The organism is Croceimicrobium hydrocarbonivorans (genome assembly GCF_014524565.1).
GTDB classification, from domain to species: Bacteria; Bacteroidota; Bacteroidia; order Flavobacteriales; family Schleiferiaceae; genus Croceimicrobium; species Croceimicrobium hydrocarbonivorans.
On sequence record NZ_CP060139.1, the window covers coordinates 2,587,468 to 2,611,301 of the forward strand.

The window sequence follows — 23,834 nt, forward strand, 5'->3', positions numbered from 1 at the left end:
TGCTATTGCTTTTTATGGGAATTGTTAGGGTCCCGATAATAGCAACAAGGCGATAGACTGTAGTAGCTGGAATCGCTAGCCGTTTTAAATTCAGTGTCGTAACCTGATGCTACAACCGAATTATTGATCTTTTCGAGATCTGTTAATGCGGGATCGAATTTTAGTTTCAATTCTAATGATTCCACATTCCATTCGGCAAAGCTTACACCTTCAATCTTGGCGGCTTTTTCGATGGTGTTTTTACACATGCCACAAACTCCGTTTACAACAATGGTGGTATCGGTGGTGGATTGTGCTTGTAAGCTGAATCCGCTTACTAAGAGAATTAATATTAAAATGCTGTTTTTCATGATTTTGGATTTTTTACTAATAATTTAAAAATGAACGGCTTATTAGTAAATCCTAAATCTGATAGCGTTGGATTTGAGCTCTGAATTTCCGGGCCTGATAGAGATCCGGTGGATCTGAAAAAATCTCAGAGTCTGGTTCGTTTTCGGTAGAGTTCCAAACTAAAACCAGGCTTTCCTGATTCTTAAATTGCAAGGGAGAGATAAGAATAAGCTGGCTGGCTTTCTGCTCTTGGTTAAGCGTGTCAACCGGGCAGATTTGAATCCATTCATTGCGGCAGCAATCTTTTTCGCCCCATGAATTCTCATTTTCCGGAGATTCGCATTCTTCGGCCTCCATAAAGGCCATGTCGCAAGAATCTTTGGCAAAATAGAGATACTCATCTACCAATAAATCCATGCAAAAATGGCGGCTGAGTGAAAAGCCCATGCCTGCCCATAAGAGCGCTGGAATTAAAAGAAGAGCAAATATTTTGCGGAAATTCATTTTACAAAATTATCATCAAAAATCGAGACCACAAAAAAAGCCCGACCAGCGGGCTTTCTATTTCTTAGTCAGATTCAGTTACTTAGAACTTAGCAATCCAAGCATCTGAATAATATTGACGGGCTTCTTGAGCAGCTTTTTTAGCCGAGTCAAGGCTTTCACTTGATTTGTAAATTACTCGGTAGGTATCCAGTTTTTCGATATAGGCAATCATCATTTCACTCTTATCCAGTTTACAGCGATCGATAAAACGCTGGGCACCGGCTTGGGTGGGTGATGATACTACTACTACTCTATATCTTACGGGACCTAAATCGGCATTAGCAGCGCCGGCTCCTTGATCCGAGCCACTTTCGCGAACTACCATACGCTCACCTTTGCCGGGTTTCACTTCTTTAGAAACCACAACCGGATTGGCTTTTAAACTATCTAATTCTGAGCGCATCATTTCCAATTGCATGTCCTTTTCCTGATTGCTCATTTCTAAACGTGCCACCTTTTCATTGTTACGATTGGCTTGGGCTGCAAATGCATCACTGCTATCGGCTTTCATTTGAAGAGCTTGGAATTTTTTAGGGTCTACTTCAATTTTGGATTCATCCTTATCGGATTTTAAGTAGAATGTTACACCAGCAGTTACATAACCATAAGTATCGAATGAATTGGGATCGTAGGCATCTACCCAAGGTTGGAAGAATAACAAACGATGGGCATACCCAATATTAATATCCATTTTCTTGTTAATGGGAATACCAGCATTGGCGCCACCTAGAATAAAGGTTTGAACCGAGAACGCATCGCCAGATACAGCAGAGTTAGGTACTTCGGCTAAGCGACGACGAGTAGTAATATCATATAGGTAGGAGTTCATCATTCCGGCTCCAATACCGATACGGGCGTTCAATTTAAAGTTATTGCTAACCGGGCCGAAAATATGTAGGAGGTTGTATTCATAAGAAAGGCTACCCTCATAAGAGTTGGCTTGGAAATAGGCCGTTGCATTGTTGCCATTAAATTGCCCAGCCATTATATCACCGCGTAAGCGAGAAGCTTTATCGAATTGGTAACCGATACCAGCATTAATCCCCAAATTGGGTTTGTAGCCAGGGTAGGTATTTTGATTGAGCTCTACAAATGGAATACCTAAGCCGAATTCAATATTGGCAGAAAACTTGTTTTGAGCATTTAAACTCAATCCTGCCAGAAACGCTAAGGTGAAAAGGCTAGTAATTTTTTTCATAAAGCGAGTTAATTATAAATAAAGACTTTATCCAATTTCCCGTAAAAATAGAACAATTAATGATTTGCGATTTTTTTTCATTTCAAAAATGCTAAATCAGCTTGTTAATAATTCGAAACCTTCACTTCTTGATTTCTCAGCTAAGGAATAATGTCTACTTTTGCGCTCCCTTTTTAAGAACATACTGAATAGAAGGAATTTATGAAGGTTAATGTCCAAAAGAAAGATGACTTGAATGCCGTACTGACAGTGGCTATCGAGGAATCAGATTACCGTGAAAAGGTAGATAAGACTTTAAAGGATTACCGTAAAAAAGCAAGCATTCCTGGCTTCCGTCCGGGGCATGTGCCTGCCGGTTTGATCAAAAAGCAGTTTGGAAAGTCGGTTTTGATTGAAGAGATCAACCATATTCTTCAGCATGCGGTTTATGACCATATTCAGGAAGAGAAATTGGATATCCTTGGAAATCCAATGCCAGTGGAGCAGAGCGATATCGATTGGGATGGGCAGAAGGAATTCCAGTTTGATTACGAATTAGGCTTGGCGCCAGAATTTGAATTAAAGCTGAATGCTCGTACCAAGATTCCTTTTAATAAGGTAATTGCCGATGATGAGATGATCGATCGCTATGTGACTGATTATGCCCGTCGTTTTGGCACTATGTCTTATCCTGAAACTGTAGAAGAAAATGCCATCCTTAAAGCCAAATTTGTTGAGGTTGACAAAAAGGATCTTGCAGTAGAAGGTGGAATTGAAGCCGAAAGCACCATCGCCCTTGAGGCCCTTACTGATAAAGCAGCTAAATCTGTTTTAGGTAAGAAGGTAGGCGATAAAGTAGTGCTCGCTAAAAAGGATTTTAAAGATGATTTCCGTTTAGCAGGTGTATTGAAAGTGGAAGATGAGGTTTTGGAGAATTCCAGCTACCGCTTCGAGCTTGAGATCACTGAATTGAGCAAATTAGATCCGGCCGAATTGAACCAAGAGCTTTTTGATAAGGTATTTGGTGAAGGCACTGTAAGTAGCGAAGAAGAGTTCCGTGCGCGCATTAAAGCTGATGCTGAGCGTGTATTCGTGGGTGATTCAGATCGCAAGTTCTATCAGGATGTTCGCGATAAGCTTTTAGATAAATATCAGTTCGAATTACCTGATTTGTTCTTAAAGAAGTGGATGAAAACGGCCACTGAAGAGCCAATGTCAGAAGAGGAGATCGAAGAAAAATTCCCTCAGATGAAAGATGATATGCGTTGGCAGATTATCGAGAACCGCGTGATTCGTGAGAACGATATTAAAGTGGAGCATGAGGAAATGGTGGAATACACCAAGCAAATGGTTCTTCAGCAAATGGCACAATACGGTCAGTTCCCAGAAGGAATGGACTTAGATAAGATTGCTCATAATGTATTGGGTAACCGCGAGGAAGCTCAGCGTATTAATGATCAATTGTTCCAGCAAAAATTATTGCAGTTCTTTAAAGATACCTTCAAGCTTGATGAGCAAGAGGTGACTTATGGAGAGTTCGTTAAATCCTTCTACGGGAATTAACTGCAATACTGTCATAAAACAAAAAAAGGCTCGATCATTGTCGAGCCTTTTTTTGTTAATATTATCTCCCTTAAAACGTAACTAATGGATTTCGGAAAAGAATTTATGCAATACGCGGTTAAGGATCAAGGTTTAAACTCCATGCACGTGGGGAATTACCTTCAATCTTCCTTAACTCCCTACATTATTGAAGAACGTCAGATGAATGTGGCCCAGATGGATGTGTTCTCACGTCTGATGATGGACCGTATCATCTTTTTGGGTACCGGTATCAATGACCAGGTAGCCAATATCGTACAAGCTCAGTTGCTCTTCTTAGAATCAGCAGACTCTACCAAAGACATTCAAATTTACTTGAACAGCCCTGGTGGATCGGTATATGCCGGTTTAGGAATTTACGATACCATGCAATTAGTAAAGCCTGATGTGGCTACTATTTGTACCGGTATGGCAGCTTCAATGGGAGCGGTATTATTATGTGCTGGAGCCGATGGTAAGCGTTCCGCCTTAAAGCATAGTCGCGTGATGATTCACCAGCCAATGAGCGGTGCCCAAGGTCAAGCTTCCGATATGGAAATCGCAGTAAAAGAGGTGCTGAAGATGAAGAAAGAGCTTTATCAGATTATCTCTAACCACAGTGGTAAAGATTTCGAGAAGGTAGAAAAAGACTCGGATCGTGATTACTGGATGAATTCTCAAGAAGCGAAAGATTACGGTATGATCGATGAGGTTTTAGATACCAAACGCAAGCCCGCTTAAGAACGTTTCTCTAGTAAGAGTCAATCATTTGGAATCCGTTTCAGTATGCTCTGAAACGGATTCCGTATTTTTGCAGCAGAATAAGGCTATGAGTTCCAGTAATAAAGAAAGTTTAAGTTGTTCATTTTGTGGGCGTGAAAAAAAGGACACCAATGTTCTGATCGCCGGTATTAATGGACATATCTGTGACCATTGTATTCGCCAGGCCTATGGCATTGTGGTAGAGGAAATGGACATGAAAGAGCGCAAGGAACTTAGTCGTTCCATGCGAATCGTTAAGCCCAGAGAGATTAAGAAATTCCTCGATCAATATGTAATTGGTCAGGATGAAGCCAAGCGTATCCTTTCTGTGGCAGTATATAATCACTATAAACGCTTAAGCGCTGATAAAAGCGAGCTGAAGGAAGATGCCATCGAAATTGATAAATCCAATATCATGATGGTTGGTGAAACTGGTACTGGTAAAACCCTTCTGGCGCGCACCATCGCTAAAATGCTAAACGTTCCTTTTACCATTGTGGATGCCACGGTATTAACCGAGGCCGGCTATGTAGGTGAGGATGTGGAAAGTATTTTAACTCGCTTATTGCAAGCTTCCAATTACGATCAGAAGGCGGCAGAGCGCGGGATCATCTTTATTGATGAGATCGACAAAATTGCCCGTAAGAGTGATAACCCTTCCATTACTCGTGATGTGAGTGGTGAGGGGGTACAGCAAGCCCTTTTGAAATTATTGGAAGGCACCAAGGTGAATGTTCCCCCACAAGGTGGTCGTAAGCATCCCGATCAGAAATTTATTGAAGTAGATACTCGCAATATTTTATTCATTGCCGGTGGTGCCTTTGATGGCATTCAACGCAATATTGCCAATCGTTTAAATACGCAATCCGTAGGTTTCCATTCTTCTAAGGATCGTGAAGCTTTGGATAAGAATAATATGCTGCAGTATGTAGCACCTCAAGACCTGAAGAGCTTTGGCTTAATCCCTGAGTTAATTGGTCGTATTCCAGTGTTAACGCATTTAAATCCTCTGGATGCAGATGCCTTAAAACTGATTTTAACCGAGCCAAAGAATGCCATTATCAAGCAGTACGAAGAATTACTGCGCATGGACGATATTAGCCTTGATTTTAAAGAAGAGGCCATCGACTATGTAGTAGATAAGGCCATGGAGTTCAAATTAGGAGCACGAGGTTTACGCTCAATTATCGAGACCATCCTTACCGATGCCATGTTCGAATTGCCCGGTGAGGTAGAGCAGAACCATCAATTGGTAGTAGATCAAGCCTATGCCAAGAAACGCATCGATAAAATGTCGATGAATGCCCTTAAGGCCGTTAGCTAGAGCTTGATTTTTTTATAAGTCTGAAATTCAAAGGGGTGGGCGTGTTTATCGTCCGCCTCTTTTTTTTCACCCCGAGCCAATTTCCAAACTTCCGGATCAAATTCAGGGAAATAAGTGTCGCCTTCGTAATCGGCCTTAATTAAGGTAAGCTCAATGGTCTTTGCGAAAGGCAAAGCTTGTTTATAGATCTCAGCACCACCAACAATAAAAGGTTGATTGTCCTCCTTCGCCAGTTCTATTGCCGACTCCATGTTGGAAGCCATTAGGCAGCCTTCTGCTTTATAGTCGGCTTGTCTGGTGATCACAATATTCTTGCGATTGGGTAAAGGGCGCCCCAGGCTCTCATAGGTTTTACGGCCCATAATGATGGCATGGCCGCTGGTCAGCTTTTTAAAACGCTTAAGATCTTCCGGGAAATGCCAAATCAAATCATTGTCTTTGCCAATTACTCGATTTTGAGCCATGGCGGCAATAAGAGTTAGATTCATAATCCTGGACTTTCTGTGTTAAAATTTGCTGAGGCGAATTCGCGATGCGGCGAAGATAGAGGATATTAGAATTATAGATTCTAATTCAACTTGAGGTTTATCGGCTGGGTAAAACTCATGCGAACCGCCTTGCCTTTTTGCGTGGCGGGCCTAAGCTTAGGTGTTTCTGAGATTACCCGAATGGCTTCCAGGTCCAATAAAGGATAAGTTTTGGTTCGAACTTCAATTCCACTTAGTTCACCAGTTTTTTCAACCACAAAGTACACATAGACCTTACCTTCTAAACCTAGGAAAATAGCTTTACGAGGATAGTTGTAAGATTCTGAGATGTATTTCACCATCTGGTATTCGAAGCAGGTTTTTAATACCTCATTGCTCCATTCTGGATTACAATCTTTAAAAACGGGGACCTTTTCCAATTCCGCAGACTGTTCCTTGCTTAAACTTGTCGCCTTTTCATCGGAAGAAGAATTATCGGCCTGTGGATAGCGTTCGGTGGTCCACATTCTTTGGGGAATATTCCCTGCGCTTAATTGTTCTTCCAAATAGCGGAGCAAGAATTCATTGTAAAAGTGCAATTGCAATAAGGTGTCTATAAGCGGGGTAGCACGAGTAGGATCAATTGCCCTTCTTAATTGTGACCAATTTTCACTGCGGATATATTCACCATAGCGCTGATCAAAATAGCTTGGAGCTTGGGCGCTGTCTGTGAGGCCAATGTGCTTATAATGGTAGATAAATTCACCTGATTTTTCGAGACTCTTCTTTTTGAAGTTTTGATCATCAAAAAGGGGGAATTGCTGCAATGCGTCGATTAGCCTCTTGTTTACTAATGGAGCTCGACTAATATTCACGCGACTTAATTTTCCATATTGGTAAAACAAATCAGCGGAGAGGTCGTCTTTAAAAGTGTCGAAGTCCAGCGCTTGATCCAGCTCGTAGGAGATAAAGTACTTCGCACAGGCCAATTGAGCAGCTTCATTAAACTTGCGGCATTCCCGAGCTTCGGGATGGGGACTGGAAAGGCTGAGTTCCGGTGCAGAAAGTTCCTCGGGACTAAAGTCCTGCCGATAATTTAAGCTAAAGTCCTGTCCGGCTTCCATTTCTGCCGTATTAATCTGCTCTTTTAGAGCCTTGGCATAAACGCTGATTGCGTCTTCATTAATCCAGGCATAGGATTTCAGAAGACTTAATTCTCCTCCATCATCAAGTTTGAAATCAAAGCTAAGACTGTCATTGTATTCAAATCCGTATTGAGCATAGATCTGGGCTTCTACTTCAGCCATGATGGCAAAATAGCGCTCTTGACTGCATTCCGGTTCCGAACATCCTTTGAATGGAATTACCTGAGCTGGCGAAAGAAAGACGAGGAATAGAAGGGGGAGGAACTGAAGCTTCATTACTCAAATTTAGCCCTTTAAGCTTTTATTGCAATTTTGCATTTATTGGCAGTATAAAATCAAATGGTGTGATTTTACCGCCTGGTATCGGAGAACTAAAATTGGGTAAGATGGATATTACCCTTATACCTTCTATATCTAATAAGGGAAAGGATTTCTTATTTACTTCGATGGTAGAAATCGAACCATCCTCTTCAATTCGGAATTCCACATAAATTCTTCCTCCCTGGCCGTTTTGTTTGCAAATTTCAGGGAATTCAAAGTTTTGCGTGATGAATCCCATAATGCCTCTTTGAAAGCAAACTATTTGTTTGTCACGCTCCAAATCTGGGTCACATCCAGAGTATATTGGAATATCTTTTTTTTCCTCAGAAGAATCATTAAGCTCCTTTTTTTTCTTCACAGCCCACATCTGAGAAGGGATACTTCCATTTTGTAATTCAGCTTCAAGGTATTCCAGTAAAGCAATTGTGTACTTCTTATTAAAAGACAGTGTGTCGATTTCAGGAATTTGATGATTAGGGTCAATAGCCAATCGCAATTGCGACCATAATTGGTTTTGAATGTAAAAGCCATAGCTATCTTGGATATGGGCTTTAAGCTTTTGGGGATCTATTTGAAAGGGACGAGAGTACTTGATGTGGTATTCGCCTGCACCAGGCAAACTGTGCTTGTTAAAGTTTACCGTATCATATACTGGGAAACCTTGAAAGGCAGTTAAAACATTTTTTTGTGAAATGGGAGCTCTACTGATAAACACGCGCCGTAGTCTTCCTCTGCTGTAATGCAGTTCTGCTTTTAATTCATCTTCTGGAATAGTAATCTTAGTGGCTTCATCCAATTGATAAGAGATTACATATTTTGCACAGCCCAATTGGGCCTTTCGATTGAATTGACTGCAGGCATTAGCGGTTGGAAATGCGCTGTTGATATCAATTTCGGGAACTGTAAGGTCTTTGGAATTGAATTCTTGTTTCCAGTGCAATTGAAATTCTTGTCCAGGAATGAGAGCGGCACTATCGGCCAAGCTTTTCAAGGCACTAAAATAGCGGATAGGAGCTGCTTCGTTAATCCAGGCAAAAGATTTTGTTAATTCAAGCTGTCTGTTTTCATCAACCTTTAAGCTAAGGCTGATGCTGTCGTTGTATTCAAAACCAGTTCCTTGATAAATGCCATGAGCAACGCTATTCATCAGAGCTTGATAACGTTGTTCACTACAGGCTTCATCAGCACAGCCCCTGATGGGAAACACTTGTGCTTGGCTCCAACTTTGGAATGCGATACTTAGCAGGCAGATTAAAAGGGTCTTTTTCATGCTTTGGGTTTAAACCGCCACCTGTGCACGAATGGCAGGATGCGGATCGTAATTCACTAATTCAAAATCTTCAAACTTAAAGGAGAAGAAATCCTTTACTTCGGGATTAATCTTCATTTGCGGAAGGGCTCGGAAGTTGCGACTTAATTGCTCCTTGGTCTGATCCAGATGGTTTTCATACAAATGGGCATCGCCAAAGGTGTGCACGAAATCTCCTAATTCTAGATCACAAACCTGAGCTACCATCATAGTAAGTAAAGCGTAAGAGGCAATGTTAAAGGGTACTCCCAAAAATACATCGGCTGAACGTTGGTAAAGCTGGCAACTTAATTTATTATCAGCTACATAAAACTGGAATAGGGTGTGGCAGGGCGGTAAACCTGATTTGGCCATAACCGGAATATCCTTAGGATTCCAGGCAGAAATGATATGTCGGCGACTATTAGGATTGCGCTTAATATCTTCAATCAATTGTGCCATTTGGTCAATTCCCTCAAAGTTTCGCCATTGGCGTCCGTAAACCGGACCTAGCTCCCCCCATTCTTTAGCGAAGCTCTCATCGGTAATAATTTGCTCTTTGAAATTTTGCAATTCCGCTTTCCAGGCATCACTGTACTTAGGCAGTTTATTGCTTAAGCCTTTTTCATTCAGGTAATTTTGGAAGGGCCATTCATTCCAGATATTCACTCCATTTTCTACCAAATAGCGAATATTGGTGTCGCCTGCGATAAACCAGAGCAGTTCATGAATAATCGATTTGAGGTGCACCTTTTTGGTAGTTACCAGAGGAAAGCCCTCTTGAAGATTGAAACGCATCTGATAACCAAAAACGGAAATAGTATTAATCCCGGTGCGGTTTTCTTTAAGCGTTCCTTGATCCAAAATATGACGCATCAAATCGTGATACTGCTGCATGGCCTGATAATTTGAAGTAAAAATAAGGGCTCTCTGTCGATAGACCTCAAAGCCTGTGGATGAAAAAAGAAGCTTGTTAATTTCTTTTGTCTGGCTCAGGCATTGTCCCTAAAAATGGGCAACTTTAATGCTGTAAAATCTACACTATGCCTAAGCTTAATGTCCCCCTGATAGAATGTTCCTGGGAAGTATGTAATCAGATTGGCGGAATCTACACCGTTTTACGGTCTAAGGTCCCCGCGATGATCGAACAATACGGGGATGATTATACCCTTTTAGGGCCATTGGTGGCGAAAGGTATTGATGCTGAATTGGAAGATATTCACGATGCGGATGATGCAATAGCTCGGGCGGTAAAGCTTTTGCAAAAGGAGGGCCTCGAGGTCAGATACGCCCGTTGGTTAGTTACCGGTCGCCCCAAAGTAGTACTAATAAAGCCTGATTTGGGAGCAGAGAAATTAGCGCAATATCAGGAGCATTACCAAAAGCTTTATGGGATAGAGAAGGATCCGAAAAACGATCTCCTCAATGAAATGATCGTATGGTCGCGCTTAAACTATCGTTTTCTGGAAGCCTTGAATAAAGAATTGGGTAATGGCGCTAAAATGATTGCCCATTTCCATGAATGGATGGCTTCTTTGCCGATTTTGGATTTGAATAAAAATCATCCGGATATACGCACAGTATTTACTACCCATGCAACTTTATTGGGTCGCTATCTCGCCTCAAACTATGCCTCTTTTTACAAGCGTTTACCCAGTTATGATTGGGAGAAAGAAGCCCGGCATTTTGGGATTTTGCCTATGGTGCAAATAGAAAGATTGAGCGCTAAGTACAGTAATTGCTTTAGTACCGTTAGTGAAATTACCGCTAAAGAATGTAAATACCTTTTAGGGAAAGAGCCGGAGCTTATTACTCCCAACGGCTTGAATATTAAGCGCTATGTAGCCATGCATGAGGTCCAGGTAAAGCATCAGGAGTTTAAAGATGTATTGCATGATTTCACCATTGGCCATTTCTTTCCCAGTTATCATTTTGATTTGGATCGGACCCTCTACTTTTTTACCTCTGGGCGCTATGAGTTTAGTAATAAGGGTTATGATGTTACCCTGCGAGCTTTGGCTTTGTTAAATGAGCGTATGAAGCAAGAGAAGCTGGACGTAACGGTGGTGATGTTTTTTGTGACCAATAAAGAAACCTGGTCTATCAACCCTAAGGTCTTACAATCCAATGGGGTGCTGCGCGAAATCCAGAAATGCGTAGGTGAAATTCAAAAGCAAATTGGAAAGCGGCTTTATGAATCGGCCGTAGGTTCTGACGATGATCATCGTTTACCGGATACATCGGCCATGGTCGATGATTATTGGAAACTACGCTACCGTCGTACCATCCAATCCTGGAAAAGTGATGAATGGCCCTATATCACCACTCATAATTTAAAGGATGATCAAAATGATGATATCCTAAATGAGATGCGGGCTAAAAAGCTATTCAATAGTCCTAAGGATAAAGTAAAGGTGGTATACCATCCAGAGTTTATCAATAGCACTAATCCCTTGTTTGGTATCGATTACGGCAATTTTGTGCGCGGTTGTCATCTCGGAATTTTCCCCTCTTATTATGAGCCCTGGGGTTATACTCCTTTAGAATGCATAGCAAGAGGAGTGGCCACCGTAACCTCCGACCTTTCCGGTTTTGGAAACTATGTAAGTGCTCAAGATACCGGTGGGGTAGATCATGGGGTGCATGTATTGCGGAGGGAAGGTCGTACGGAGTCTCAGTCGATCGAAGATTTGGCCAATTACCTGCTCGACTTCGTGAAATTAAGTCGGCGCTATCGCATTATCCAAAGAAATCGAGCTGAAGATTTTTCTGAGCGATTTGATTGGAAACAACTCTTGCCCGAATATGAAAAGGCTTATCAGAAGGCCCTAGCCTAGTTTCGGATAGATTTAAAATAGAGCGTATCAGGATCGCTTTTATCAGGATACATATCCGCTTGATATTCCAAGCATTTTAGGGCCCAGTCTCTGCGATTGATCCATACCAATTCCAAGGGATAGAATTGATTAGTTTGAAATTGCCCTGCTTTGCGAAACTGCAGGCTATCACCAGCTCTGATCATTTGTGCCTGCACTAAACTAAAGCCCTGGCCGCTATAAGTGTCTTCACCTAATAGCATAAATTGATCCTTTCCCGGGGCTGGGATTAACTGAGTCCAGGCCCCATCGTAATTGCCATTTAACACAAATTGCTTTCCGCTGATGCTATCAAGGATCAGGCTTTGCGCAACAATCCTGCTTCTGGCTGCAAAGTGAAGTTTTAAGTTCTGAGCATAGCCAAAATAGTAGTAATACCAATCCTTGGAGTGCCAATTTGGATTTTGAACCCGGCTGTCGTAGTGCACAAAGTGCTTTTGAGTGGGAATCCAGAAATTGTTGTACTCCTCATAAAGGGCTGCTTCCGCCTTAAATAAGTTCTGACTTTTATAAAGCTTTTCATAGCGTTCAAAGTCTGACTTATTGATAGGGATGAGTTTCCAGCTATTTGCGCTGTCGCTGAGGTAAATTAGATTATCCGCATAAGAACTAGGTACTTCCCAATGCCAAAGGGTATCGCGTGGGGGCGGACTGCTTATTTTTTCAGGGCTTGGTTCTTGCCTTTCGGCGGATGTTTGACTGCTAGGCAGCTCAGTGTCGGCCCCTGAATTCTGGCAGGCCGTAAAGCCGAAAAGGGCAAGGACTAGATAGACAGATTTAGACAAGGGAATTTGCTTTGCCAAAAGGTAATTAAATCAGATAATCATCCCTACAATCACCGCGGTAAAGAGGCTGGCCATAGTACCTGCGATCAAGGCCTTAAAGCCGAGTTTGGAAAGGTCTCCACGACGCGATGGTGCTAAGGAGCCGATACCTCCAATCTGAATACCAATACTGGCAAAGTTGGAGAAACCACAAAGAATGTAGGTTGCGATAATAATCGATTTCTGGGATTTGAAGGCCCCGCCTTGCATTAGATCGCCAAGAGAAACATAGGCCACAAATTCATTAAGAATGGTTTTCTCTCCCAGCAATTGCCCTACTAAGAAAATGTCCTCCTTTGCAACACCCATTAACCAGGTAATAGGGGCCAGCGTATAACCCAGAATGAACTCCATTGAGAATCCGTCATACTGACCATCAGTAAGATCCGATACCCAGGCGTTTAATCCGGTAACATCGCCAATAAAATTGGTGAGGATAGCATTTAACATCGCCACCAGTGCAATGAAAACCAGGAGCATTGCTCCAACATTTACGGCTAGTTTTAAGCCCTCGGTAGTTCCATTGGTGATCGCTTCCAGTGCATTGCCGCCAATTTTGGTCGACTCAATATGCATCTCATTATTCACCTCCTTGGTTTCAGGGAGGAGAATTTTTGCTGCTACCACTGCAGCCGGTGCACTCATTACCGATGCCGCAATTAAATGCTTGGCAAAGAAGGTTTGTTGCATAATATCACCACCTCCTAAAAAGCCAATATAGGCGGCTAAAACCCCACCGGCAATGGTTGCCATACCGCCACTCATCACACAAAGCAATTCGCTGCGGGTCATTTTATTGATATAGGGTTTCACCAATAAAGGGGATTCGGTTTGACCTAAGAAGATATTCCCTGCCGCCGAAAGACTTTCCGCACCACTAAGGCGCAGGGTGTGCTTCATTACCCAGGCAAAAGCATAAACGATTTTCTGCATCACTCCATAATAGAATAGAAGAGAGGTTAAGGCCGAGAAAAAGATTACCGTGGGCAATACTTTAAAAGCAAAAATATAGCCCAAGGAAGAGGAGTCGTTGATAAGCTCTCCAAAGAGGAATTTGGCGCCCACATTGGTAAAGCTCAGGAGGATCACAAATTTCTCGCTGATCCAATCAAAGGCCCCGCGGATAAATGGAACTTTTAAAATGGCAAAGGCGAATATGATCTGAATCAACAAGCCACTAAAAACCTGGCGCCAGTTAATGGATCGGCGCTTGGAAGACATTAAAAAGGTAAGGGCTAGTAATACTGTTAGGCCTAATAGACCGCGGGCGAGGGAAGCTAGTTTAAATTCACTCTGACTAAAATCGTAATTCAAAGGCAGGCCTTGTGGACCGCTTTCTTGCATCGCTATTAGGGCAGTGCTGCTATCGCTATCTCTGCGGCTAAAACGATAATGCACACCTTTTTCTTCAATATCTAAGAGACTGTCATTCAGGATATGAATGGCGTAAGAGCGCAGACCATCGTTTGGGGCTGAATAGTGGAAATGTAAGCTGTCATTGCGAAGAACATAGCTGCCATAAGCTTGCAAAGATTTGGCTTGCAATTGATAAGCGAAACTATCATTTGGGAAAATGAAGAAAGAATCTTGAGCGGCAATTGGGAAGAGACTTTCCCCTTCTGCAGAAAGGATTTCATGAAATGCCCAGTTTCCAATTGCACTTTGTGCCTTGGTGGTATGGCCCCAGAACAGCACGAGAGCGAACAGGATCCCAAATAGTGTTGATTTTTGCTTCATCTCGGCTGGTGAAAATAGGTAATTAAGACCTTGAATTAGTCTTTATTTCCTTCCCGTTTTTCAATTTCGTCCCGGAGTCGGGCAGCGCGCTCGTAGTCTTCATTACGAACCGCTTCATCCATTTGTTTTTTTAAGCTATCCAGACTTTGGGTAGAGAGGAGTCCGGGGCTGCTGCTACTTTTTTCAGTAGACTTTGCTTTGCTGCTTTTACCTTTTTCGGTATCCGCCTGACCTTCGCCAAGGATAACCCCGGCTTTGTCCAGTATTTCTTCGTAGGTGAAGATGGGGGTTTTAAAACGAATAGCCAGTGCCACTGCATCCGAGGTCCGGGCATCCAGGCTATGGGTTTCCCCCTCGCGTTCACAAACCAAGATGGAGTAAAATACTCCATCTTGTAATTTGTGAATCAGTACTTCTTTTAAAGTGATCTTAAACTGATCGGCAAAATTCTTAAATAGGTCATGTGTTAAAGGCCGGGGCGGATTCATATCCTTCTCGAGGGCAATAGCAATACTTTGCGCCTCGAATCCCCCAATGATAATGGGCAAACGCCGTTCTCCGCTTTCTTCTCCCAAGACCAAAGCATAAGCACCACTTTGGGTTTGGCTGTAGGAAAGCCCTTTTACATAAAGCCTGATTTGCTGCATTAATTTGCCGCCTTGAATTTTTTGATTTCCTCAGTTAATTTAGGAACAACTTCAAAAGCATCGCCCACCACGCCGTAATCTGCGGCTTTAAAGAAGGGGGCTTCAGGATCTTTATTAATTACCACGATGGTTTTTGAAGCGCTCACCCCGGCAAGGTGTTGAATTGCGCCCGAAATTCCAACGGCTACGTATAAATTTGGTTTAATAGCGATGCCGGTTTGTCCAACGTGCTCGCTATGAGGACGCCAATCCATATCCGAAACAGGCTTGCTACAAGCAGTACCTGCGTCTAATACTTCGGCAAGTTCTTCGATCATGCCCCAGTTCTCAGGACCTTTCAATCCACGACCACCGCTAATTACGCGCTCCGCTTCGGGTAATGGAATTTTACCCTTAACACGGTCAACTTCCTTAACTGCTACAGGGCTTATAGAACCTTGACCAGCTGAGGTTCCTTCTACACTCGCGCTACCGCCGGTAGCTTCTGGAGCAATAGAGTTAGGAACAAAGAGTACAATGCGCTTGGCAGCATCGCTAGTCAAAATATTAAATCCTTTACCAGAGAATACACCGCGCTTCACGCTAAATGGACTGGCATTTTCAGGTAGGGCTACAACATTGCTTAAAAGTGCAGCATCTGCTTGAATGCTCAAAGCTGGAGCTAGGGCTTTGCCATTGAAGGTAGCACTTACAATTACCGTATTGGCAGATTGAGCAGCGGCTACTTCTGCAATTGCAGCACCGTAAACATTGGCGTCGAATTGATTGAAGGCATCACCTTCGAGCTTTAAAACTTTGGAAAGACCGTAATTACCGGCTTCGCTAGCGTCTTCGTCCAATTTGCCAATGCATAAACCAATGGCTTCGGTACCTAACATTGAAGCGGTTTTGGCCGCATAAGTGGCCGCTTCCCAAGTGTTCTTCTTAAATTTCCCTTCCCAGGATTCTAGATATACTAATACAGACATTCTTCCAATTTTTTTGATTAGATCACTTTCGCTTCTTCGTGGAGCATGCGAACCAATTCGGCCATGTTTTCGGCATCAACCATTTTCACTGCACTCTTAGGAGCAGGCTTGCTAAAGGCGCCGGTTTGCGTCTTGTTGGCCGCCTCTACCGGAGCTTTAACTTCCAATGGTTTGGTACGGGCTTGCATAATACCACGCATGTTGGGGATGCGAAGATCTTTTTCTTCAACCAAGCCTTTTTGTCCTGCTACCACAAAAGGAGCAGAAGCGCTTAGTTTTTCTTTACCACCATCGATTTCACGCACGAAATCATAAGTATCGCCATTGGCTTCCATTCCAGCGCAGGCATTTACAAAAGGCCAGCCTAATAAAGCGGCTACCATACCTGGCACCTGACCGCCATTGTAGTCGATCGATTCACGACCGGCAATGATCATATCATATCCACCTTCTTTAGCTACAGCAGCAATTTGCTGGGCAACGAAATAAGCATCGGTGGGTTCAGCTTCAACGCGGATGGCCGTATCGGCTCCAATCGCTAAAGCTTTGCGCAGAGTGGGCTCGGTTTCTTTGTTTCCTACATTAAGCACGGTGATGGAAGCACCCTGCTTTTCCTTAAGCCAAACCGCACGGGTTAAGCCAAATTCGTCATAGGGATTAATTACGTACTGAACTCCGTTTTTATCAAAAGCACTGTTATCGGCAGTGAAGTTGATTTTAGAAGTTGTGTCGGGTACGTGACTAATACAAACTAGTACCTTCATATGTGTTTATTCTGAGAGTGATATTGTCTATGCCGCGAAAATAGCCTAAAAAAAGCCGCGGTCAAAATATTATGCATGCATACTAATTTCATTTTCAGGGTATGCGTGCATTTTAGTCTGCATATTGCAAGCTCTTTAGTACTTTTGGCCCTGCAAAATCTGAATGATGGGCAGAATTATACAGTTCCGTGAGGCCGTTGCCGAGGCCATGAGTGAAGAAATGCGTCGCGATGAGCGCGTATATTTAATGGGTGAAGAGGTTGCCGAATACAATGGTGCCTACAAAGCCTCTAAAGGCATGCTGGATGAGTTTGGTCCGAAGCGCGTTTTGGATACCCCTATTGCCGAGCTAGGATTTGCCGGTATTGGTGTGGGTTCTGCTATGAACGGCTTACGTCCGATCGTAGAATTTATGACCTTCAACTTTTCGATGGTAGCCATCGATCAGATCATTAATAATGCCGCCAAGATGTTCCAGATGAGCGGTGGTCAATTTAATGTACCTATCGTATTCCGCGGGCCAACCGCTTCTGCGGGTCAGCTAGCGGCAACACACAGCCAGGCTTTTGAAAGCTGGTATGCCAACTGTCCGGGTTTAAAGGTGATTGTACCTAGCAATCCTTACGATGCAAAAGGTTTATTGAAAAGCGCCATTCGTGATAATGATCCGGTGATCTTTATGGAGAGTGAGCAGATGTATGGTGATAAAGCTGAGGTTCCGGAAGAGGAATACCTAATCGAAATTGGAAAAGCTTCCATTCGTCGTGAAGGTTCAGATGTAACCATCGTTTCCTTTGGTAAGATCATTAAAGAAGCGGATAAAGCCGCTGAAGAATTAGCGAAGGATGGCATCGAATGTGAGATCATCGACTTGCGCACAGTTCGTCCGATTGACTATGCCGCGGTGGTGAACTCCTTGAAGAAAACCAATCGTATGGTAATTTTGGAAGAGGCTTGGCCTTTGGGAAATATCTCAACAGAGATTATTGCGCATTGCCAGCAGCACGCCTTTGATTACTTGGATGCTCCTATTTTGAGAATCAACACTGCAGATACCCCAATGGCCTATGCGCCTACCTTGGTGGAAGAGTTCCTTCCGAATGCTGCCAGAGTAATTACTGCCGTTAAGGAAGTGATGTACAAAAAATAATAGCTGCTTAATTCAGCATTAAAGTCCCGCTCAGTCGGGACTTTTTTTTGTCCCTATTTTTCTTGCTTGTGCTCATAATCAGGGGCTATGCCTTTGGCTGATTGGCATTTTAGATTACTTTTGCGCCCCTTATTAAGAGAACAAATCAATCAATACAACTATGAACGACTGGTTAATGTATGCGGTTCCAGGCCTTGGCCTTATTGGAATCCTGATCATGTTGGCGAAGTCTTCCTGGGTGAGCAAACAAAGCTCAGGAGATGCGAAAATGTCTGAGCTTGCAGGACACATTGCAGATGGTGCAATGTCTTTCTTGAAAGCCGAATGGAAGATCATGAGCTACTTTGTAGTGATCGCCGCCTTATTATTAGGTTTCTCCGGAACCTTGGTAGAGCACTCTCACCCCATCATTGCGGTGGCCTTTGTTATTGGTGCCGTTTTTTCTGCCTTGGCAGGATATATCGGAATGCGCATTGCAACCAAAGCAAACGTTCGTACTACCGAAGCCGCTCGTACCAGTTTAGTAGCTGCCCTTAAAGTTTCATTTACCGGTGGTTCGGTAATGGGATTAGGTGTAGCCGGCCTGGCCGTTTTAGGTTTAGGTAGCTTATTTATCATATTCTTCAATATGTTCGTGCCCGAGGGTGCTGCCATTACTGGCGACGAAATGAAAACTGCAATCGAAGTATTGGCAGGTTTCTCCTTAGGTGCAGAATCTATCGCATTATTCGCCCGTGTAGGTGGTGGTATTTATACTAAGGCTGCCGACGTAGGTGCTGACTTGGTAGGTAAAGTGGAAGCTGGTATTCCAGAAGATGATCCCCGTAACCCTGCTACTATTGCCGATAACGTAGGTGATAACGTAGGTGATGTTGCCGGTATGGGTGCCGACCTTTTCGGATCTTATGTAGCGACAATCTTAGCTACTATGGTATTGGGTCAGGAGATTAACAGCCTCGATGAATTCGGTGGTATGGCTCCAATCTTATTACCAATGGTGATTGCCGGTTTAGGCTTGATCTTCTCCATTATCTCTATGGCTTTAGTACGTATTAGCAATGAGAATAGCTCGGTACAGAAAGCCTTAAACATGGGTAACTGGTCTTCTATCATTATGGTAGTGATCGTATCCTATCCATTAAGTATGTGGATGTTGCCCGAGAGCATGGTATTACGTGGCTACGAATTTGGTGCTATGGATGTGTTCATGGCCATTTTAGTAGGATCAGTAGTAGGTGCCTTAATGAGCTGGATTACCGAGTTCTATACCGCTATGGGTAAGAAGCCGGTTAACTCTATCGTACAACAATCTTCAACTGGTCATGCGACCAATATTATTGGTGGTTTAGCAATGGGTATGCAGTCTACTGTTATCCCAATCATTATTCTTGCTGCCGGTATTATCTTGTCTTATATGTTCGCTGGATTATACGGGGTGGCTATCGCTGCTGCCGGTATGATGGCTACTACTGCAATGCAGTTGGCAATTGATGCTTTCGGTCCTATTGCGGATAACGCGGGTGGTATTGCTGAGATGAGCCAGTTGCCTGAAGAGGTTCGTGGTCGTACCGATAATCTGGATGCCGTAGGTAACACTACTGCTGCTACCGGTAAAGGTTTCGCGATTGCTTCTGCCGCACTTACTGCCTTGGCTTTATTTGCCGCCTTCGTAGGTATTGCCGGTATCGATGCGATTGATATTTACAAAGCTCCCGTATTAGCGATGTTGTTCATCGGTGGTATGATTCCTTTTATCTTCTCTTCTTTGGCTATTTCGGCGGTAGGTCGCGCGGCCATGGCGATGGTACATGAGGTACGTCGTCAGTTTAAAGAGATTCCAGGTATTATGGAATACAAAGCGGAGCCTGAGTATGAGAAGTGTGTGGAAATTTCTACCAAAGCTTCGATCCGCGAAATGATGTTACCCGGTGCGATCGCCTTAATTACTCCGGTATTAGTTGGTTTCGGTTTTAATGGAGTGTTCGAAGGAACTTCTTCCGCCGAAATGTTAGGAGGTTTATTAGCCGGTGTTACCGTAAGTGGTGTATTGATGGGAATCTTCCAGAACAATGCTGGTGGTGCCTGGGATAATGCTAAAAAATCTTTCGAAGCTGGTGTTGAGATCGATGGTAAGATGGAGTACAAAGGTTCTGATGCTCACAAAGCTTCAGTAACTGGTGATACTGTAGGTGATCCTTTTAAAGATACCTCAGGTCCTTCTATGAACATCTTGATCAAATTGATGTCGATCGTTTCTTTAGTTATCGCTCCTCACATTCATGTAGGTGGTGGTCACCATGCAGCTAATGATATGCCTTTAGGTCAAGAGGAAATGGCAAAATTGGCCAGCGATAATGTAATGACCGCCGAAGGAACTACAGTAGGGACTATTGACTTTTTAGGACCAGAGAACTTTGGTGGCACTTTGAATGCACGTGCTTTTCGTTTCGACTTCCCCGAAGGTGAGATGATTATCGACTTCCAAATGTTATTGAACAATGAGGAATTAGGTAATATCCTTCAGTCTGAAGTAAATGAAGCCGTAGTACGTTCTGAGGAAATGCGACTAAATGCGGATGGTCGTTTTAGTGGCCGTGCTTACCTGATTTTAGATGGTAATGCCATTCCAGCTCAATTACGTGTAAGCGTATTAGGTAAGAATAAAATCAGTGCTTCTTTAGCCATGTTTGGCTAGACTAAGCTTTAGATATTTTGGAAGCCCCGATCTGAATAAGGTCGGGGTTTTTTTCTGCCCGGGATTGCAGCGTAAAGCCCGCAGCGAAAAGCATTGCGCAGCCAGGCTTTGAGGGGCGACCACAGGAAGCCACCGCAAAAGCTTAGGCGAAGCATGCTTTGCAGTGAGGACTTGCAGCGTAAAGCCCGCAAGGCAGCCTAAAGAAGCTTAATTAAAATAAACCGTTGAGTTCGGCGTCGATATTATTGATGATGCTTCCTAAATCTTCAGGATTGTTGGCAAACTTGTTTTCATCTACATTGATGATCAGTAATTTGCCTTTGTCGTATCCAGAAATCCAGGCCTCGTAGCGCTCGTTGAGTCGGTTGAGGTAATCGATGCGAATATTGTTCTCGTAATCGCGACCGCGCTTCTGAATTTGATCTACCAGAGTAGGGATGGAGGCACGGAGGTAAATGAGTAAATCGGGTGGCTCCACGAAGGACTCCATTAATTCGAAAAGCGAGATGTAATTTTCAAAGTCGCGGCTGGGCATTAATCCCATGGCGTGCAGGTTGGGTGCAAAGATGTGGGCATCTTCGTAGATAGTCCGATCCTGAATAATATCCTGACCGCCATCGCGAATTTCCTTCACCTGACGAAAACGACTGTTTAGGAAGTAGATCTGCAGGTTAAAGGACCAGCGTTGCATTTCGCGGTAAAAATCGTCCAGGTAAGGATTGTCCTCAACGTCTTCAAAATGGGGGGTCCACTTATAGTGTTTGGCAAGCAAACGAGTTAAGGTGGTTTTTCCTGATCCGATGTTTCCGGAAACGGCAATATGCATGATTGCTAATTTTAGCCCACAAATCTAAAATATTTTAGGGCTTGTTCGGGCTTTTACTTGGGCTTTGGACACGGTATTGATGGAGCTTATCACCATCGTATAAATACAATTGGGGATGAAAGTAAAATACCTGGCGAGCGGATTCGACCGGGCATATTAAATCCCAATGATTTTGGAGGTTTAAATTGTAGATGCGCAAGAGGCCATTGCTTAGCAATACACTGAGCTTTTGGTTGAAATAAGAATAGGAGCTCAGGCTAGTATCTAAGGAAAGCTTTTTTTGATAGGAGCCCTGGGCGTCGAAAAGTAGGAAGGATTCTTTTTCCGCTTGTTTGATGTGAACTACCAATTGATCAAAGCCTGCTTTGAAACTGAGTACCTCTGCTTGATCATCATTCAATATCTGACTAATGATGGGACTGCGATTCAGGATGCGATTCTCCACAAAGGAATAGCGAATCATTTGATCGGCATTTTGATCGTAGAGCCAGATACTGTTTTCGGCCGCTGCGGCAATGCTGCTGGGGTCGTTAAAGGTGTAAGCTAGGTTTAGCTCCCGACTTTGATTAAGGCGGTTATCCAGAATCCGTAGCTCATTCGAATTCTGGAAATAAACAATGGGATTCATGGGATTGAGCAGGTCTACATCGGATATGCTTCCTTGCAGTGGGTCGCTGTAGCTGGCCTGATACTCACCTTTATTATTGAGCTTGCGCAGTTCATTATCCAACACCAAATAGATGCTTCCAAATTGGTCTACCTGAATGAAGTCGGCCTGAGCTTTAAGCGGGATGCTATTTAGCCTTTCTAATTCCTGGCCCTCTAAGTTTAAGCACAGCAGGATACTTAAAATATAGAGGATAGCTTTCATGTTTGCAGGGCTAAAAGTTCTTCGATATGCTCGCGACTATTGCTGAGACGTGGCACTTTGTTTTGGCCGCCCAATTTGCCTTTTTGCTTGAGCCAATCGTAGAATAGTCCTTTGCGAGCGGAGATTACTTCCAGGGGTTTTAGGGCCATGCCTTTATGTCTTTTGGCTTCGTAGTCGCTGTTGAGGCCGCAGAGCTTTTGATCCAACAATTGCGCGAATTCTTCCAGACTATTAGGCTCTTGTTCAAATTCGATTAGCCATTGATGGGCACCACTTTCTTTGCGCTGCATAAAGATGGGCGCGGCGGTGTATTCATGAATGCGTGCACCCATTTCGTTGCATGTCGCAGTTAGGGCAGATTCGGCATTTTCGATAATCAATTCTTCTCCAAAAACATTTATAAAATGCTTGGTTCTTCCGCTAATGCGGAAACGATAGGGGCTAATGGAGCTAAAGCGGATGGTATCTCCAATCAGATAGCGCCACAAGCCGGCATTGGTGGATATTACCACCGCATAATTGGTGTTGAGCTTTACCTCTTCCAGGCCAATGGTTTTGGAATTGGTGCCATCAAATTGATCCATGGGGATAAACTCATAATAGATGCCATAGTCTAACATCAGGAGCATATCCTCACTTTCCTTCTGATCCTGAATGCCAAAGAAGCCTTCGGAAGCATTATAGGTTTCGAGGTAGTTGATGTCTTTGCCTATCAGTTCTTTAAACTGACTGCGGTAGGGGGCGAAGCTAACGCCACCATGCATATAGAGTTCGAGATTGGGCCATACATCAATAATGTGTTTTTTGCCACTGATGTCGAGCACTCTTTCGAGTAAAACCATCATCCAGGATGGGACCCCTGCTAATGAGGTTACATCTTCGCGCATGGAGGTGGTAGACATGGCCTCGATTTTGGCTTCCCACTCCTGCATCAAAGAAATTTTATTGCTGGGCGTACTGCGCATTTCCACCCAGAAGGGGAGGTTTTCGATGATGATGGCCGATACATCTCCGTAATAGGAGTTGATCTCTTCATTATCCACAAAGGTGCTACCACCCAATCGCAGGTTCATGCCGCTGAAAATGGTGGTTTCGGGATAGAGGTTGCAATAAATGCTGAGCAGGTCTTTGCCTCCTTTAAAGTGGCAATCTTCGATATGCTCATTGCTTACCGGAAGGAATTTACTCTTGGCATTGGTGGTGCCACTTGATTTGGCGAACCAGCGAATATCACCGGGCCACATTACATTATCCGCACCATCGCGAATGCGTTGCACCTCCGGTTCAATATCTTCATAGCGATGCAGGGGAATACGATCGCGAAACTCTTCATTGCTGCCAATCGACTTGAAATCGTAGCGTTTTCCCCATTCGGTTTGCGCAGCAGTACCCAATAGATTTTGCAGCACTTCGGCCTGCACTTCATGCGGGTATTTCATGAATAACTCCAACTGATGATAGCGTTTTTTCATGCGCCAGCTTAAGAAGGAATTTACCAGATCGAGCTTCATGGGTTGCGGTTGTTTTGTACTAGA

21 protein-coding genes are annotated in these 23,834 nt (G+C 43.5%); 6 read left to right on the top strand and 15 right to left on the bottom strand.

Annotated elements, in window-relative coordinates; translation table 11 throughout:
- Positions 1-2: 2 nt before the first annotated feature.
- From H4K34_RS11775 to H4K34_RS11785, 3 genes are all read right to left on the bottom strand, one after another.
- Complete coding sequence (locus H4K34_RS11775; RefSeq protein ID WP_210757592.1) at positions 3-350, bottom strand: heavy-metal-associated domain-containing protein; 348 nt, start codon at positions 348-350, stop codon at positions 3-5.
- A gap of 52 nt (positions 351-402) precedes the next feature.
- Positions 403-834, bottom strand: coding sequence for an HYC_CC_PP family protein (locus H4K34_RS11780; protein ID WP_210757593.1), 432 nt, complete (start codon positions 832-834; stop codon positions 403-405).
- 82 nt (positions 835-916) lie between these two features.
- Positions 917-2,074, bottom strand: a complete 1,158-nt coding sequence (locus tag H4K34_RS11785) for a hypothetical protein (RefSeq protein WP_210757594.1) — start codon at positions 2,072-2,074, stop codon at positions 917-919.
- Positions 2,075-2,275: 201 nt separating this feature from the next.
- Here H4K34_RS11785 and tig point away from each other — a divergent pair, with 201 nt between their 5' ends.
- From tig to clpX, 3 genes are all read left to right on the top strand, one after another.
- Positions 2,276-3,616: a trigger factor gene (tig, locus tag H4K34_RS11790; protein WP_210757595.1), complete on the top strand. Its 1,341-nt coding sequence runs from the start codon at positions 2,276-2,278 to the stop codon at positions 3,614-3,616.
- An 84-nt stretch (positions 3,617-3,700) separates the two neighbouring features.
- Positions 3,701-4,375, top strand: a complete 675-nt coding sequence (gene clpP / locus H4K34_RS11795) for an ATP-dependent Clp endopeptidase proteolytic subunit ClpP (RefSeq protein WP_210757596.1) — start codon at positions 3,701-3,703, stop codon at positions 4,373-4,375.
- An 88-nt stretch (positions 4,376-4,463) separates the two neighbouring features.
- Positions 4,464-5,720: an ATP-dependent Clp protease ATP-binding subunit ClpX gene (clpX, locus tag H4K34_RS11800; RefSeq protein WP_210757597.1), complete on the top strand. Its 1,257-nt coding sequence runs from the start codon at positions 4,464-4,466 to the stop codon at positions 5,718-5,720.
- Here the strand turns inward: clpX and H4K34_RS11805 are convergent.
- From H4K34_RS11805 to thyA, 4 genes are all read right to left on the bottom strand, one after another.
- Positions 5,717-6,208, bottom strand: coding sequence for a dihydrofolate reductase (locus H4K34_RS11805; RefSeq protein ID WP_210757598.1), 492 nt, complete (start codon positions 6,206-6,208; stop codon positions 5,717-5,719). The genes clpX and H4K34_RS11805 overlap by 4 nt on opposite strands.
- A gap of 80 nt (positions 6,209-6,288) precedes the next feature.
- Complete coding sequence (locus H4K34_RS11810; protein ID WP_210757599.1) at positions 6,289-7,608, bottom strand: energy transducer TonB; 1,320 nt, start codon at positions 7,606-7,608, stop codon at positions 6,289-6,291.
- Between the two features lie 25 nt (positions 7,609-7,633).
- Positions 7,634-8,923 carry an energy transducer TonB gene (locus H4K34_RS11815; RefSeq protein WP_210757600.1) on the bottom strand — a complete coding sequence of 430 codons (1,290 nt, stop codon included), beginning with the start codon at positions 8,921-8,923 and terminating at the stop codon, positions 7,634-7,636.
- Between the two features lie 9 nt (positions 8,924-8,932).
- Positions 8,933-9,838: a thymidylate synthase gene (gene thyA, locus H4K34_RS11820; RefSeq protein WP_210757601.1), complete on the bottom strand. Its 906-nt coding sequence runs from the start codon at positions 9,836-9,838 to the stop codon at positions 8,933-8,935.
- 146 nt (positions 9,839-9,984) lie between these two features.
- Between thyA and H4K34_RS11825 the strand changes: the two genes are divergently transcribed.
- Entirely contained in the window at positions 9,985-11,778 is a 1,794-nt protein-coding gene (locus H4K34_RS11825; protein WP_210757602.1) for a glycosyltransferase, read from the top strand.
- On the opposite strand, the gene H4K34_RS11830 is transcribed toward H4K34_RS11825, so the two are convergent.
- The 5 genes from H4K34_RS11830 to H4K34_RS11850 are packed head-to-tail and all read right to left on the bottom strand — an operon-like array spanning position 11,775 to position 16,757.
- Positions 11,775-12,602: a hypothetical protein gene (locus tag H4K34_RS11830; RefSeq protein ID WP_210757603.1), complete on the bottom strand. Its 828-nt coding sequence runs from the start codon at positions 12,600-12,602 to the stop codon at positions 11,775-11,777. The two genes, H4K34_RS11825 and H4K34_RS11830, sit on opposite strands and share 4 nt — an antisense overlap.
- A 30-nt stretch (positions 12,603-12,632) precedes the next feature.
- Positions 12,633-14,378 carry a NupC/NupG family nucleoside CNT transporter gene (locus H4K34_RS11835; RefSeq protein WP_210757604.1) on the bottom strand — a complete coding sequence of 582 codons (1,746 nt, stop codon included), beginning with the start codon at positions 14,376-14,378 and terminating at the stop codon, positions 12,633-12,635.
- A gap of 35 nt (positions 14,379-14,413) precedes the next feature.
- Positions 14,414-15,025, bottom strand: a complete 612-nt coding sequence (locus H4K34_RS11840) for a bifunctional nuclease family protein (protein ID WP_210757605.1) — start codon at positions 15,023-15,025, stop codon at positions 14,414-14,416.
- Positions 15,025-15,993, bottom strand: coding sequence for an electron transfer flavoprotein subunit alpha/FixB family protein (locus H4K34_RS11845; protein WP_210757606.1), 969 nt, complete (start codon positions 15,991-15,993; stop codon positions 15,025-15,027). The genes H4K34_RS11840 and H4K34_RS11845 overlap by 1 nt, the downstream gene beginning before the upstream one ends.
- 17 nt (positions 15,994-16,010) lie before the next feature.
- Entirely contained in the window at positions 16,011-16,757 is a 747-nt protein-coding gene (locus H4K34_RS11850) for an electron transfer flavoprotein subunit beta/FixA family protein (RefSeq protein WP_210757607.1), read from the bottom strand.
- 166 nt (positions 16,758-16,923) lie between these two features.
- Between H4K34_RS11850 and H4K34_RS11855 the strand changes: the two genes are divergently transcribed.
- Positions 16,924-17,907, top strand: coding sequence for a pyruvate dehydrogenase complex E1 component subunit beta (locus tag H4K34_RS11855; protein WP_210760580.1), 984 nt, complete (start codon positions 16,924-16,926; stop codon positions 17,905-17,907).
- A gap of 160 nt (positions 17,908-18,067) precedes the next feature.
- The gene (locus H4K34_RS11860) at positions 18,068-20,602 is read left to right on the top strand and encodes a sodium-translocating pyrophosphatase (protein ID WP_246452101.1); all 2,535 of its coding nucleotides are present in this window, start codon (positions 18,068-18,070) and stop codon (positions 20,600-20,602) included.
- 211 nt (positions 20,603-20,813) lie between these two features.
- Here the strand turns inward: H4K34_RS11860 and H4K34_RS11865 are convergent, their stop codons facing one another.
- From H4K34_RS11865 to H4K34_RS11875, 3 genes are read right to left on the bottom strand one after another with little or no spacing between them, the layout of a single operon-like run.
- Positions 20,814-21,428, bottom strand: a complete 615-nt coding sequence (locus H4K34_RS11865) for a deoxynucleoside kinase (protein WP_210757608.1) — start codon at positions 21,426-21,428, stop codon at positions 20,814-20,816.
- A gap of 34 nt (positions 21,429-21,462) precedes the next feature.
- Positions 21,463-22,299 carry a hypothetical protein gene (locus tag H4K34_RS11870; RefSeq protein ID WP_210757609.1) on the bottom strand — a complete coding sequence of 279 codons (837 nt, stop codon included), beginning with the start codon at positions 22,297-22,299 and terminating at the stop codon, positions 21,463-21,465.
- On the bottom strand, positions 22,296-23,810 hold the full coding sequence (locus H4K34_RS11875; RefSeq protein ID WP_210757610.1) for a GH3 auxin-responsive promoter family protein: 1,515 nt from the start codon (positions 23,808-23,810) through the stop codon (positions 22,296-22,298). Before H4K34_RS11875 ends, H4K34_RS11870 begins: the two co-directional genes overlap by 4 nt.
- Positions 23,811-23,834 lie beyond the last annotated feature (24 nt).